General features: G+C 71.5%; 13 protein-coding genes and 1 tRNA gene. 6 read left to right on the top strand and 8 right to left on the bottom strand.

The window, feature by feature from the left end:
- Nucleotides 1-32 precede the first annotated feature (32 nt).
- Nucleotides 33-1169 (top strand): RNA polymerase sigma factor RpoD, encoded by a 1137-nt coding sequence (gene rpoD / locus ABGA98_RS20940; RefSeq protein ID WP_347620040.1) that lies wholly within the window; start codon nt 33-35, stop codon nt 1167-1169.
- Between the two features lie 65 nt (nt 1170-1234).
- On the opposite strand, the gene ABGA98_RS20935 is transcribed toward rpoD, so the two are convergent.
- Genes ABGA98_RS20935 through ABGA98_RS20910 form a run of 6 tightly spaced genes read right to left on the bottom strand, consistent with a single transcriptional unit; the run spans nt 1235 to nt 8116 of the window.
- A complete protein-coding gene (locus tag ABGA98_RS20935; protein ID WP_347620039.1) occupies nt 1235-2041 on the bottom strand; it encodes a glutamate ABC transporter substrate-binding protein in 807 nt (268 codons plus the stop codon).
- Complete coding sequence (locus ABGA98_RS20930; RefSeq protein WP_347620038.1) at nt 2038-3399, bottom strand: hypothetical protein; 1362 nt, start codon at nt 3397-3399, stop codon at nt 2038-2040. Before ABGA98_RS20930 ends, ABGA98_RS20935 begins: the two co-directional genes overlap by 4 nt.
- Nucleotides 3396-4040, bottom strand: a complete 645-nt coding sequence (locus ABGA98_RS20925; protein ID WP_347620037.1) for an FHA domain-containing protein — start codon at nt 4038-4040, stop codon at nt 3396-3398. The genes ABGA98_RS20930 and ABGA98_RS20925 overlap by 4 nt, the downstream gene beginning before the upstream one ends.
- Nucleotides 4040-5329: a VWA domain-containing protein gene (locus tag ABGA98_RS20920; RefSeq protein ID WP_347620036.1), complete on the bottom strand. Its 1290-nt coding sequence runs from the start codon at nt 5327-5329 to the stop codon at nt 4040-4042. Before ABGA98_RS20920 ends, ABGA98_RS20925 begins: the two co-directional genes overlap by 1 nt.
- The gene (locus ABGA98_RS20915) at nt 5322-6179 is read right to left on the bottom strand and encodes a protein phosphatase 2C domain-containing protein (protein WP_347620035.1); all 858 of its coding nucleotides are present in this window, start codon (nt 6177-6179) and stop codon (nt 5322-5324) included. Before ABGA98_RS20915 ends, ABGA98_RS20920 begins: the two co-directional genes overlap by 8 nt.
- Entirely contained in the window at nt 6176-8116 is a 1941-nt protein-coding gene (locus ABGA98_RS20910; protein ID WP_347620034.1) for a tetratricopeptide repeat protein, read from the bottom strand. Before ABGA98_RS20910 ends, ABGA98_RS20915 begins: the two co-directional genes overlap by 4 nt.
- On the opposite strand from ABGA98_RS20910, the gene ABGA98_RS20905 reads away from it, so the two are divergent.
- Complete coding sequence (locus tag ABGA98_RS20905) at nt 8106-8300, top strand: hypothetical protein (RefSeq protein ID WP_347620033.1); 195 nt, start codon at nt 8106-8108, stop codon at nt 8298-8300. The genes ABGA98_RS20910 and ABGA98_RS20905 overlap by 11 nt on opposite strands.
- Nucleotides 8301-8346: 46 nt before the next feature.
- Here the strand turns inward: ABGA98_RS20905 and ABGA98_RS20900 are convergent, their stop codons facing one another.
- Entirely contained in the window at nt 8347-9510 is a 1164-nt protein-coding gene (locus tag ABGA98_RS20900; RefSeq protein WP_347620032.1) for a hypothetical protein, read from the bottom strand.
- Between the two features lie 180 nt (nt 9511-9690).
- Here ABGA98_RS20900 and ABGA98_RS20895 point away from each other — a divergent pair, with 180 nt between their 5' ends.
- The 3 genes from ABGA98_RS20895 to ABGA98_RS20885 are packed head-to-tail and all read left to right on the top strand — an operon-like array spanning nt 9691 to nt 11651.
- Nucleotides 9691-9849, top strand: coding sequence for a hypothetical protein (locus ABGA98_RS20895; RefSeq protein ID WP_347620031.1), 159 nt, complete (start codon nt 9691-9693; stop codon nt 9847-9849).
- A 57-nt stretch (nt 9850-9906) separates the two neighbouring features.
- Entirely contained in the window at nt 9907-11181 is a 1275-nt protein-coding gene (locus ABGA98_RS20890) for a hypothetical protein (RefSeq protein WP_347620030.1), read from the top strand.
- Nucleotides 11178-11651, top strand: a complete 474-nt coding sequence (locus ABGA98_RS20885; RefSeq protein ID WP_347620029.1) for a hypothetical protein — start codon at nt 11178-11180, stop codon at nt 11649-11651. The genes ABGA98_RS20890 and ABGA98_RS20885 overlap by 4 nt, the downstream gene beginning before the upstream one ends.
- A gap of 28 nt (nt 11652-11679) precedes the next feature.
- Here the strand turns inward: ABGA98_RS20885 and ABGA98_RS20880 are convergent, their stop codons facing one another.
- Complete coding sequence (locus ABGA98_RS20880) at nt 11680-11994, bottom strand: YtxH domain-containing protein (RefSeq protein WP_347620028.1); 315 nt, start codon at nt 11992-11994, stop codon at nt 11680-11682.
- A 126-nt stretch (nt 11995-12120) separates the two neighbouring features.
- Here ABGA98_RS20880 and ABGA98_RS20875 point away from each other — a divergent pair.
- Nucleotides 12121-12192 (top strand) — tRNA-Asn (locus tag ABGA98_RS20875).
- The last annotated feature ends 370 nt before the right edge of the window (nt 12193-12562 follow it).

The raw sequence follows: 12562 nt of genomic DNA, 5'->3' as shown, positions 1-12562 counted from the left end.
AATACTGCAGACTGTCTCCCGTGGGTGCATCGGTGCTGCCAAGCGGACCGCCATCGGTAGATCAGGTGGCGGACCTCGTCGCGAAAGGAAGGGAGCGCGGGAGCGTAACCGTCGATGACGTCGCAGCCGCGCTCGACCGATCCGAGTTGCCGTCCGACGCGTTGGAACGCGTCGTGCGGATGCTCGCCGAGAATGGCGTGGAGGTCCTCGAGCCCCAGGGCGACGAGGAGCCTGCCCGCGCCGATGAGGAAGACGTAGGCAAGCGGGCGCCGACCAGCGATCTCGTCCGTATCTATCTGCGGGAGATCGGCCGCGTCCCGTTGCTGACCGCCGAGGAGGAGGTGGAGCTCGCCAAGTCGATCGAAGCCGGTCTGTTCGCCGAGGACAGGCTGGCCAGCGGGGTCTCGCGTCTGGCCTTCCCGGAGCTCAGAGAGCTCATCTGGCAGGGCACCCGGGCCAAACAGCGGCTCATCGAAGCCAACCTCAGGCTCGTGGTGTCGATCGCCAAGCGGTACGTGGGCCGCGGCATGTTGTTCCTGGACCTGATCCAGGAGGGCAACCTCGGGCTCATCCGAGCGGTCGAGAAGTTCGACTACACGAAGGGTTACAAGTTCTCCACCTATGCGACCTGGTGGATCAGGCAGGCGATCACGCGGGCCATCGCCGACCAGGCGCGCACCATCCGCATTCCGGTGCACATGGTGGAGACGATCAACAAGCTCGTCCGCGTGCAGCGCCAGCTCCACCAGGACCTCGGCCGCGAGCCGATTCCCGAGGAGATCGCCAAGGAGATGGACCTCCCTGTCGATCGTGTGGTGGAGATCCAGCGCATCGCCCAGGAGCCCGTGTCGCTGCAGTCGCCGATCGGCGAGGAGGACTCCGACCTCGGTGACTTCATCGAGGACGCCGACGCGGTCGTGCCGATGGAGGCCGCGGCCTTCATCATGCTGCAGGACCAGCTCGACGACATCCTGGCCACGTTGTCCGACCGCGAGCAGCGCATCATCCAGCTCCGGTTCGGCCTGGCCGACGGGCATCCGCGCACGCTGGAGGAGGTGGGCAGGGAGTTCGGCGTCACGCGGGAGCGCATCCGGCAGATCGAGTCGAAGACCCTGGCCAAGCTCCGCCATCCGACGCGGGCCCAGATGTTGCGTGACTACCTGGACTGACCCAAGGGGGACGGGCCCGGGCGAGCGTGCCCGGGCCCGTCCCACATCCAGGAGCAGCCCTCTCGTCAGGAGCAGCCCTCGAACTGCGGCACGGCGATCGTGTCGAGGTCCAGCCCCGACGTGCCGAACCACTTCTTCAGCAGCTTCGCGGCGGTGCCGTCCTGGTACATGTCGGTGATCGCCCGGTTGACCGCCTCGCAGGCGGGCACGTCGCCCTTGGGCAGGCCGATGCCCGAGCGCTGCTCGTTGAACTGCGCGTTGGCCAGCCGCAGCCCCGAGCCGTCCTGCGCGGCCAGTCCCGCCAGGATGACGTCGTTGGTGGTGACCGCGTCCACCTGGTTGCTCTTCAGCGCCGCCAGGCACTGCCGGTAGTCGGGGAACGGCACGACCCGCGCCGCCACCTTCCGCTCCTCCACGACGCGCTGGGCCGCGTTCGCGCCGGTGACCTCGCAGATCCGGCGGCCCTCCAGGTCGCGCACGTTCTTGATCGTCTCGTCGGCCCGGGTCAGGATGTCCTGGTACGAGATGTGGTACGGCCCGGCGAACGACACCTTCGCCTTGCGGTCCTGGCTGATCGTGTACGTCGCCACCACCATGTCGGCCCGCCCGTCGACCAGCACGTCGTCGCGGGCGGCCGCCAGCGTGGGCAGGAAGGTGAACTCCTTGTCCAGCTTGCCGGCGACGTAGCGGGCCACGTCGACGTCGAAGCCCTCGAACCGGCCGTCGGGTCCGCGGAACCCGACCAGCGGCAGGTCGGGGCGTACCCCGATGACGATCTCGTCCTTGTCCAGGATCGACTCCTGGTCGCTCATGCCGCAGCCGGTCACGAGGACCGCGGCCACGGCGAGCAGCACTGCCAGCGCCCGTTTCACCGGTACTCCTTGAGTCGGGGCCACACTCCGGCGATCACCAGCAGGCCGATCGCGCCGATGGCGAAGGGAAGCAGCAACCACAGGGTGTTCAGCGCGCCCTCGCCCCTGTCGATCGCGCGTTTGAAGACGCCCTGGTGCGTCTCGGCGAGTTCGAGCAGCGCCTCGTCGTAGGCGGTGAACGCGGTGGTGACCGGCCCGAGCCGTTCGGCGACCGCCTCGTTGGGCTGGCCGCCCAGCACCAGCCGGCGGAACTTCACGTCGGCGGCCTGGAAGTCGCGGTAGGCCTCCAGCGCGTCATTGCCCTGCCTGCCGACGAGTTCGGGGCCGAGCAGCCCGAGGAAGTCCTTCGCGCCGGCGGTCACCTTGCGGTGGTAGGCGTCCAGGTTGCCCGCCTCGAAGTAGACGACCGACATCGACTTGTCGAGGTAGGTGTGCTCGTAGGTGTCGGCCCGCTCCTTGTCGAGCAGGTAGCGGCTCTGGTCACCCTGCATGCTGTTGCTGATCGCGCGCGCCTTGGCCAGGGTCAGCACCGAGTCGAAGCCGTCCGACTTGGCGGTGCGCAGCGCCTGCATGTCCTGGCCGAGCACGCTCACCCCGGACACCAGCGCGACAGCCGTGATGAGCGTGGCGGCCATCAGCGCGGGCCCGAAGACCCGGCGGAACCGCAGGGCCAGGAAGATCTGCAGCCAGATGAGGCAGCCGATCGCGACCACCCCCGCGACCACCACCGCGTCGCGCACGAGAGGCACCGTGAACGCCTTCTCGTCGTAGGTGCGCCGGACGATCGTGCCGTTCTCCAAGGTCAGGTTGTACGCCTGCGGCAGCAGGACCTGGCGCATCAGGTCGGTGGCGTCGCGGTAGGCCCGCACCACCTCGCCCGGCGGCGGTCCTGGCGCGTGCCCGGACCGCTCGTCCAGCAGCAGCGCCTGCCCGGCGAGCCGCTCGTAGCGGCCGAGCGCGTCGAGCACCGACTGCACGGTCCGCCGCTCCGCCGGGTTGTCGCCGGACAGCTCGAACGCCTTCAGCAGCGCCTGGTTGGCGACGGAACGTTGCTGCTCGTAGCGGGCGACCGCGGCCTCGCGCTCCCGGGGATAGCCGTCGCCCATCACCAGGACGTTGGCCACCTGCGCGTCCATGTCGCTCAGCGCCAGATAGAGCCCGGCGGTGGCGACGACCTGCGGGCCGGCGTCGCGGCCGATGACCCGAAGCCCGTCGCGGGCCGCCGAGCTGCCGACGGCGAGCGCCACGAACAGCAGCGCCAGCGAGGCGACGGTGATGCCGGAGATGACCCGGATGCGTCCGGGTACGCCGCGCTCCACGGGTAACGGGGTGCCCGGCCGGGTCCGCACCAGGGTCACGGCGTGCCCTCCCTGATGGTGATCACGGTCCAGGCTCCCAGGTGGACGCGGTCGCCCGGGCCGATCCTGACCGGCACGTTGACCTGGAGCGGCCTGCCGTTCACCTGGGTGCCGTTGGACGAGCCCGGATCGACCAGCATCCACGATCCGTCCGGCTGGGCCAGCAGCACGGCGTGCAGGTGCGAGACGCCCGGGTCCTCCGGCGGGCCGGTGAGGTCGATCTCGGGCGCCAGGTTCCTGGCCTTGCTGCGCCGCCCGATGCGGACCTGCTCGCCGTGCAGCCCGAACGAGCGTTCAGGACAGTACGGCGGGAACGCCACCGCGTCGGCGTCGGGGCCGCCCTCGGCGATGACCTTCTCGTAGTAGGTGCGGTCGGCGGCGGTGACGGCCTCCCACCGGGTCCCGGTCACGGGGAGCGGGACGGCGCCGGAGGCGCCGCTGTAGTCGTGGCCGCACACCTCGCAGAACTGCCCGGCCCGCGGCGTCTGGCAGATCGGGCAGCTCTCGGCGCCGGGGCTCTCCTGGGTGGGCGGCTGTGCGGACGGCCGGGGCGCGGCCGGGGAGGCCGCAGCCATCTGCGTGCCGCACACGTCGCAGTAGTCGTCGGCGCCCGAAGGGTGCCCCTGCGGACAGGTCGCCATCAACTTCCTTCCTTGCGCAGCCGGCTCGTGCGCACGGAGCCGGTGTCCAACTCGATCGTGTCCTCCTTGTGCACGTTCTTACGCAGCCGGGCCGTACCGGTGGCCGGATCGACCTCGACCACCCGGTCGAGCAGCTTGGCGGTGTCCTCGCGCCCGGACGCGCCGGCCAGGTCCCTCGCCTTGGCCAGACGGGCCGTCGCGGTCTCGACGTCGCCCATCGCCCTGGCGTTGAGCCCGTCCTGGATGAGGTCGTGCAGCTCGGCCTGGCCGGTGTAGTGGGCGACGTTGCCGTTGATCTGGGTGGACAGGGCCAGGTCGTCGGTCCACTGGGCGAGCACGTTGCCGCTGGCCAGGACGTTCTGGGTGTCGGGGTGCACGAGCTTGACCCAGCCCGCCCTGATCTCCTGCCCGATCTGCCCGGAGGGCACCTCGACGCATATGTGGTACTTGCGCTCCTCAGCGCCCCAGGAACCCGTCGGGTAGTCGCCGGTCAGCGGGTTGACGTCGGCGCGTTTGCCGGTGAGGTCGAGCAGCACCGGGTCGACCTGCTTGACGAACATCAGCCGGGCGGCCTGCGGCACCCACACGCGCAGCGACAGGTCGGCCACGGTCTTGCTCATCGACGCCTGCGTGAGCTGGCGGAAATACTCCGGCAGGTCCCCCTGATCGCGCACGTAGTCGAACGTGCCGAGCATCGCCTCGGCCACCTTGCGCAGCTCGGCGGGCGCCCAGTCGGCGCCGATCCCGAGGCAGTCACACACGAACTTGCCGCTCCACGCCGACAACACCGAGGCGAACACGTCGGCGCGCTCGTTGTTCTGGCCGTCGGTCATGAGCAGCGCGTGTTTGATCGCCTGAGGGCGGGTGGACAGCAGGTGCCCGGCCAGCTTCAGCCACTCGCCCATGGCGGTGCCGCCGTACGAGAGCAACCTGTCGACGGCCTTGGCCGCCTCGGCCCTGGTGGCCGGGTTCGCCTGGACCAGGCTCGGCGTTCCGCCACTCGGATAGACGACCTTGGCGCTCCCCGTGCCGGAGACCACCGCGAAGTAGACGCCGTCGCGCAGGGTCTGCACGGCCGTGGCGGCGGCCTGCCTGGCCTCCCGGATCTTGGAGCCGCTCATCGAGCCCGACGTGTCCAGGATGATCACTTCGGCGGCCTCCGCGGGGACGGCCTGCGTGGTGAGGCCGCCGGTCGAGCCCACCGTGAGGATGGCGTGCACCTCGCGCCCGTCAAGCGGAAGGTACTTGTTCTGGTCGATGGTCAACGTGAAAGCGGCCTGATCACTCATGTGCTTCTCCAAAGGGGATCACGACAATGGTCACGTTGTCCTGGCCGCCGGAGTCCAGCGCGTGGCGCAACATCTCGCGTGCCAGGTCACGCGGGGTGCCCGCGCGGGGGAAGGCGTAGCCGTCCAGATAGCGCCAGAGGCCGTCGCTGCAGACCAGCAGGTGTCCTGGCCCGCGCGGGGTGAGCGTTCGCACGTTGAGCCTGACGCCGACGGCGTCGGCGCCCAGCCAGGCGGTGATCTCGCCGGTCGGCACGGCGTCGTCCGTGGTCAGCGGGGTCCCGTCGGGGATCCAGTACGCGCGGCTGTCGCCCGCCCAGCCGAGCGTCACGCGGCCCGGCTCGACCACGGCGGAGACGTACGTGCAGGCGGGGGCGTCGTGCACGGAGGTGGCGAGCTTGCTCACCGCCCGCCCGGCCAGGTCGAACGCCTCCTCCGACGACAACCCCCTGGCCAGCGCGGCCGCCGCGGTCTCGACGGCGACCGCGGACGCCTCGTCGGCCCTGGGCGAGCTGCCCACGCCGTCGCAGACCACGGTCACGGTCGAGCCGCCGGCGGTCAGCAGGGCCATCGCGTCCTCGTTGCGGCTGCGGCGCAGCCCTCTGTCGGTGACGCCCGCGGCGCCGCCGACGAGCACGATCTCGGCGTGGTCCCGTTCGGTGGGCTGGCGCAGGCCGCACCGCTCGCAGTAGCCGTCGGAGCCGACCGCCGCGGCGTCGCAGAACGCGCACACCGGGGAGCCGAGCGCGTGGCCGCACGCCTCGCAGTAGACGTCGCCCTCGAGTACGGAGGCCTGGCACAGCGGGCAGGCGGCGCCCGGTGTGTCGTGCTGGATGGCCTGGGGATCTGTCACACCCACGTCCTCGGTCGTACGGCGTTGGCCTGGTCGATGAGCGCGTGGCGCTCCTGGCGTGAGCCGGCGGCCCCGGCGAGCCTGCGGAAGATGGACTCGATGCGCCTGCGCAACCCCGGCCCGGCGAACGGCGCGCCCGCGAGCTGCCCGTTCGCCGGCGCCTTGTTCGTCTCCAGCCAGGTCAGCGCCGCGCCGAGCAGCTCGGCGGTGAGCAGGTCGCGGCGGCGCGGATCGAGGGCGGCCTGGGCGGCCACGCGCTCGACCGCGCCCGTCAGGTCGGCGGCGGTGAGCCCGCTCAGATCGGCCCGCCGCACCACCGACGCGGCCAGCGCCACCTGCGCCGGGACGCGGTAGAACGACGTGGCGGGCACCTCGTCGAGCACGTTCATCCGGCCCGTCCTGGCCAGCCCGAACGCCGCGCTCACGTAGGAGTGGTCGGTCCGCCAGACGCTCTCGTACCAGGTGGCGGCCGGCTTGCCCGCGTGTTCCCGTGCGAAGGCCAGCGCCAGCTTCGGCGCCGGCTCTCCCGGCAGCGCCGACAGGCAGGCGTCGAACATGGACACGGCCTCCTGCTCCTGGCGCAGGGCCAGCGCCAGCACCCCGCGGTACCAGGTGGGCCGCCAGTCGCCCGGCAGCTCCGCGGCCAGCTCGTCGAGCACGCCGCGCGCCTCGTCCGCCCCGCGCTCGGCCAGCAGCCTGGCGCGCATCAACTTCGTCTCGGGCGTCTGCGGCATCGCGGCGAGCTGGTCGATCAGCGTCCCGCCGTCGCGGCCGAGCAGCCCGGCCAGCGCTCCGGCGGCCGGGTCCGCGGGATCGACCAGCGGCACGGGTAAGGCCGTCGCGACCGCCGCGGGATCGAGCGGCTCGAACACCTCGTCGTACGCGTCCGACAGCGCCGTCCCCACCGCCGCACGCTCCGGCCCGAACAACGTCGAGAGCGCCGGGTACGGCACCCCCTCCTCCATGGCGCTGATCTCCCGCAGCACCCCGACGAGCTGCTCCTCCATCTCCCACGCGCTCTGGAACCGGTCGGCGGGATCGGCGGCGGTCGCCTTGCGCAGCAGCCGGGTGAACGACGGATGCCCGCAGTCCACCGGCAGCGGGACCTCCATGTCGTCCCTGGCCGGGCTGAACCCCGGGATCGCCAGGACGGCCATGGTCCTGGCCACGGTGTAGAGGTCGGAGGCGACCGACGTCGGCCGGGTCTCCAGCTCGGGGGCGTGGTAGCCGACCGTGGCCCACGACGAGCCGGGCGGCGAGCCGATGGGCTGCACCGCGCCCAGGTCGATGAGCTTGAGCCGCTTGCCGACCCTGATCACGTTGGCCGGCTTGAGATCGCAGTAGGCCAGGCCGTGCTCGTGCAGGTAGCCGAACGCGTGCAGGATCTCCCTGCCGTACATGAGGGTCTCGCGCAGCGGCAGCGGGCCCTGGCGGCGCAGCTCGTGCAGGGACTGGCCGCCCACGTACTCCATGACGATGTAGCCGAGGCCGGCCGAGCGCTGGAAGTTGAAGATCTTGACGATGTTGGGGTGGTCGACCGTGGTGAGGAACTTCCGCTCGGCCTCGGCCGCCGCCAGCGCTTCGGCGTCGTTGGTGTTGAGCAGGCCCTTGAGCACGACCCACCGGCCGTCGAGGTTCTCGTCGGAGGCGAGGTAGATCCAGCCGAGCCCGCCGTGCGCCAGGCAGCCGAGCACGCGGTACTGGCCGGCCACCAGATCGCCCTTGCCCAGCTTGGGGGTGAACGAGAACGCCGTACGGCAGTGCGGGCAGAACCCGTCCGTCAGGCCCGGCCGGCCGTTCCTGGAGCGGCCCACGGGTTTCCCGCACGCCGGGTTGGCGCAGCGCCTCTTGTTCTCCGGCACCTCGGGGTCGGCCATCACCGCCGTGGCCGGGTCGCGGTAGGGCACCGACGGCAGGTCCGCGATGGTGGCCAGCACGCCGGCCCGCGACCTGCCGCTGCTGCCCGTCGGCCCGCTCATCGACCTGCTCACCGGCTGGGTCGCCACCGGACCGGACGCGGGCCCGGAAGCCGGCCCCGGCGCGGGCCCGGCAGGGGACGATGAGGACGGCGCCGGCGCGGCCCGCGGCGGGCCTTCGGCGGTGCCGCACAGGTCGCAGTAGCCCTCATCGATCGTTCCCGTGCAGCCGGGCTGCGCGCAGCGGGTCATCACTTACCTCCGTGGATCGCGCGCTGGTAGTTCTCGACGGCCGCCGCCGCCCTCGTCAGGTCACAGGGGGCGTTCCACAGCAGCCTGTGGGCGCGCGCGAACGACTCGAACACCGCCTGGTCCTCCGCCAGGCCCTTGCGGGCGGCCATCGCCTCGCAGGCGCCGAGACGCCCGCGCAGCTCGTCGCGCCTGCTGATCAGGCCGTAGAGCGCCTTCGCCGTGGTGCGCGCCTGCTCGGCGGCCTCACGTATGGCGTCTTCGAGACGGGTGAGGCGCCTGGCCCTCACCACCCAGGGGTCGGCCGAGACGTCGAGCGCGTCGAGCTCGCCGGCCAGCGCGCCGACGCGGCTGCGCGGCTGGGCCTGCGGCGGCAGGGCGATCTTGACGACGACGGCGCCGTGGGCCAGCCGGGCCTCGCTCTCGGCCGCGCGTACCAGGTCGAGGGCGGCCACCAGGTTCTCGCGCCGCGCGGCGAACTCCCGTTTCACGGTGATCGCCAGGTCGAGCTCCGCGCGGGAGGAGGCGAGCAGGCGCGTCAGCCGGTCGAGGTGCGGCTCGACGGTCGCGCCGAGCGGGTCCTCCAGCACCGCGGTCCTCAACCGCGCCAGCTCGCCCGCCTCGGCGGTCAGGCCGGCCGTCTCGCCCAGCTCGGTCTCGAGGTCGTGGATCTTGCGCAGGTCGGCGTCGGCGCCGTCGAGCCGCGGCAGCACGCTGTTCCACACGGCGTCGATGTCGTTGAGCGCGGAGGTGACCTCGCGGAAGGCGGCGTCCATCCGGATCACGGCCTCGTCGAGGGTCAGCCGCAGGTCCGCCTGGGGGATGAGGGAACGCTGCTCGACCGGCCTGGCGGCGGCCCGCAGCACGACGGAGGAGCCCGCGAGCAGCTCGGTGAGCGCCGTGAGCTGCTCGGCGCCGGGCCGGGCGCGCGAGGCCCTGATCTGCTCGGCGCGGCGCAGCACGGCGCGGTAGGCGTCGTTGAGCCGCCACAGGGTGGTCAGGGACTCCTGCGTGGCCGTCCATCGTTGTTCGGTGGTCCCACGTAAGGAGGCGCCTTTGAGCACCTGGTAGGTGGTGTGGGATTCGAGATCGAGCAGGTCGCCGGAGATCCGGTCGCGTTCGTCCGCGCGGGCACGCAGCGCGTATTCCGCGGCTTCCCTGCTCATGGGCGGTCCCAGGCTCATCACGCTCCCCGTGAAGCGGGCCCCCGATGCCCCGGTGCTCCTTACCGGCTCAACGCGAAGGTCATGCCGGTTGGTTCCGGGGTGGGGGGAACCCCTGACTTGCCCCTGATTTAACCCTGTGTCACCTGCAAACGACTTAAAAGATCTCGTACCGTTTCGAACATGGGACGTATTCTTCTGATCATCGCGGCGGTCGTCGCCGCGCTCGTGCTCCTCGGCCCCCTCGTGAGCTTCGCCCTCACGCTGCTCAAGTGGGGCCTGATCATCGGCGGCGTCGCGCTGGGCGTCATGTTCCTGGCGAAGTGGGCGAAGAGGGCCTGACGGGCGGCGGGTTCCCACGCAGTAGCTTCCCGCGGCATCCCCAGGCATAGTTGGGTGATGGAGGCGCGGCCGGCGGTCGACGACGCCGCGCTCGGGCGCGAGGCGCTGGCCGTGCTCGAGGCGAACTGGACAGGCACGGGCACCGTGCCCGCGCCGGGCCTCTACCCGCACCAATGGAGCTGGGACTCCGCGTTCGTCGTCATCGGCCTGGCCAGGCACCGGCCCGACCGGGCCCGCGAAGAGCTGCTCAGCCTGCTGCGCGGGCAGTGGGCGACCGGGATGGTGCCGCACATCGTCTTCCACACGCGGGAGGCGTACTTTCCGGGACCCTCCGTCTGGCGCTCCCAGGAGCATGACGCCGCGCCGCGCGTGCTCACCTCGGGGCTCACCTCGCCGCCGCTGCAGGGGCTCGCCCTGTGGTGGCTCTACCGGCACACCGGCGACGTCGCCTTCGTCAGGAAGGCGTTCCCCGCGCTGGTCGCCCAGCACGACTACCTCGCCTCGGCCCGCGACCTGGGCGGGGCCGGGCTGGCCGCGATCGTGCACCCGTGGGAGTCGGGCATGGACGACAGCCCGTCCTGGGACGACGCGCTCGCCGCCCTCCCCGTGATCAGGTACGGCTACCGCAACGTCGACATGGAGGAGCGCCACCCCGACAGCGCCCACGACCGCTACGTCTGGCTGGCCATGCGCTACCGCGACGCCGCATACAGCGCCGGCTACCTGCGCGACGAGCATCCGTTCGCGATCGAGGACCCGATGTTCAACGGGATCTGGCTGGCCTCCTGCCAGGCGCTGGCGGAGCTGGCGCCGCTGGCCCGCGCCGATTCCGCGCCCCACGCCGAGCAGGCCGAGCGCATCCGGCGGGCCATGATCGAGCGCCTCTGGGACGGCTGCTTCTACGCCAGGGACCTGCGTACCGACCGGCTGATCAAGGTGTGCACGGTGGGCGGGTTCGGGCCGCTGCTCGACCCGTGGCTGCCCGGCGACCACGTGCGCGCCACCGTCGAGGTGCTGGAGTCGGCCAGGTTCATGGGCGCCACCGGCTACCCGGTGCCGAGCTGCGAGATCCGCGCCGCCCAGTTCGACCGCACCCGCTACTGGCGCGGACCCTCCTGGGTGAACACCAACTGGCTGCTGCGCAGGGCCGCCGCCGTGCACTCGCTCGACCCGCTCGTCCGGCAGCTCACCCACGGCACCCTGCGCCTGGTGCGGCAGGCCGGCTTCCGCGAGTGCTTCGACCCCTTCGACGGCAGCGGGCGCGGGTGCCGGGACTTCTCCTGGAGCGCGGCGCTCACCCTGGATCTGCTCGCCGATACCGTTATGGAATGAGCATTTTCCGCCGGCTGCCCGCCGACGTGCGCAGGTCCCTGACGATGGAGCCGGGAGAGCGGGTGCTGACCTTCACCTCTGCCGAGGACGGCCACGTGGTGGCCACGAACCTCGCCCTGCACCTGGCCGACGGCACGCGCCTGCCGTACGAGGAGATCGACAAGGCGTCGTGGGACGACGAAGGGGTGCGGGTGCTCACCACCGACGGCAGGTGGCACGCCGGACGGATCGCCGAGCCGCGCATGGTGCCCGAGACGCTGCGCGAGCGCGTCAACGCGACGATCGTGGTGAACAAGCACGTCAACCTGCCGGGCAGGGGCGGCGTGCGGCTCGTGGCCCGGCGCCGGCCGGGAGGTGAGGTGCTGGGCTGGACCTTCGTCTTCGACGACGGCCTCGACCCCGAGGACCCCGGCCTGCGCGCGCAGGCCGAGCAGGCCCTGGAGGGGGTGCGGCGCAGCATGGGCGTGTGAGCCGCGGGCCCCCACGCCCACGCGCCGCTCAGTAGGGGATGCCGCTCTCCTTCGCGGTCCTGCCCTCGACGCCGTCGTCCGGCCAGCCGGTGCCCGTGTCGGGCTTGTGGTCGTCATGCAGGAACGGGATCCGCTGCTGCAGCGTGTCACCCACTCTCGTCCTGGCCATCCCGGCGAGCTTCGACGCCTGCGCGCCGACCACCCCGGCCGCCTCCTGGAACCTGGGGTTGTCCGCGACACGCTGCGCCGTCCGCTTGATCTGCTCGTACCGCTCGCGTCCTGCCCGGCTGCCCAGCACGTAGCCGACCGCCAGTCCAACAGCGAATGTCATCCGATAACGCATTTCGCACCTCCGCTGCCTCCGGGCCTACCCTGCTTATGATGCGACACGCACTCCCAGAGTGCGCTAATCTAGTCGTGCGCACGGCGGAGGGGCCCGAAAGCCTTGATGACGTGGGCAGAAGCCCGATCCCGCGTAGCTCAACGGCAGAGCAGCCGGCTGTTAACCGGCAGGTTATTGGTTCGAGTCCAATCGCGGGAGCTTCACATCGGCTCAGGCCCCCTCCTTGATCAAGGACCGGGGGCCTGAGCCGTTCCTGGAGGCTGGTCGCCCTCCCGTGGAGGGTGTCCATGGCCTCGCGCGTGATCCGGCTGATCCATGCCCTCCCGGATCCCGAGATCGGCCGGCTCACCGCGGTGGGCGTGGACGACTTCGCCCTGCGTCGCGGCAGCAGCTACGGCACCGTCCTGATCGACATGACCACCCGCCGGCCCATCGACCTGCTGCCCGATCGCCAGGCCGATACCCTGGCCGACCGGCTACGACCTCACTCCGACGTGGAAGTGATCTGCCGGGACCGAGCCAGCACCTATGCCGAGGGCGCCGTCAAAGGCGCGCCGCAGGCCACCCA

It is taken from the genome of Nonomuraea sp. B1E8 (assembly GCF_039871515.1).
Lineage (GTDB): Bacteria > Actinomycetota > Actinomycetes > Streptosporangiales > Streptosporangiaceae > Nonomuraea.
The sequence above is the reverse complement of the archived record's forward strand: the minus strand, read 5'-3'. Positions and strand labels throughout refer to the sequence as shown.

What these genes read in the sequence shown, in the direction of transcription:
- ABGA98_RS20925 (WP_347620037.1), bottom strand. Translation starts at nt 4,040, where the DNA reads ATGGCGACCTGTCCGCAGGGGCACCCTTCGGGCGCCGACGACTACTGC.
- ABGA98_RS20920 (WP_347620036.1), bottom strand. Translation starts at nt 5,329, where the DNA reads ATGAGTGATCAGGCCGCTTTCACGTTGACCATCGACCAGAACAAGTAC.
- ABGA98_RS20900 (WP_347620032.1), bottom strand. Translation starts at nt 9,510, where the DNA reads ATGAGCAGGGAAGCCGCGGAATACGCGCTGCGTGCCCGCGCGGACGAA.
- ABGA98_RS20895 (WP_347620031.1), top strand. Translation starts at nt 9,691, where the DNA reads ATGGGACGTATTCTTCTGATCATCGCGGCGGTCGTCGCCGCGCTCGTG.
- ABGA98_RS20890 (WP_347620030.1), top strand. Translation starts at nt 9,907, where the DNA reads ATGGAGGCGCGGCCGGCGGTCGACGACGCCGCGCTCGGGCGCGAGGCG.
- ABGA98_RS20885 (WP_347620029.1), top strand. Translation starts at nt 11,178, where the DNA reads ATGAGCATTTTCCGCCGGCTGCCCGCCGACGTGCGCAGGTCCCTGACG.
- ABGA98_RS20880 (WP_347620028.1), bottom strand. Translation starts at nt 11,994, where the DNA reads ATGCGTTATCGGATGACATTCGCTGTTGGACTGGCGGTCGGCTACGTG.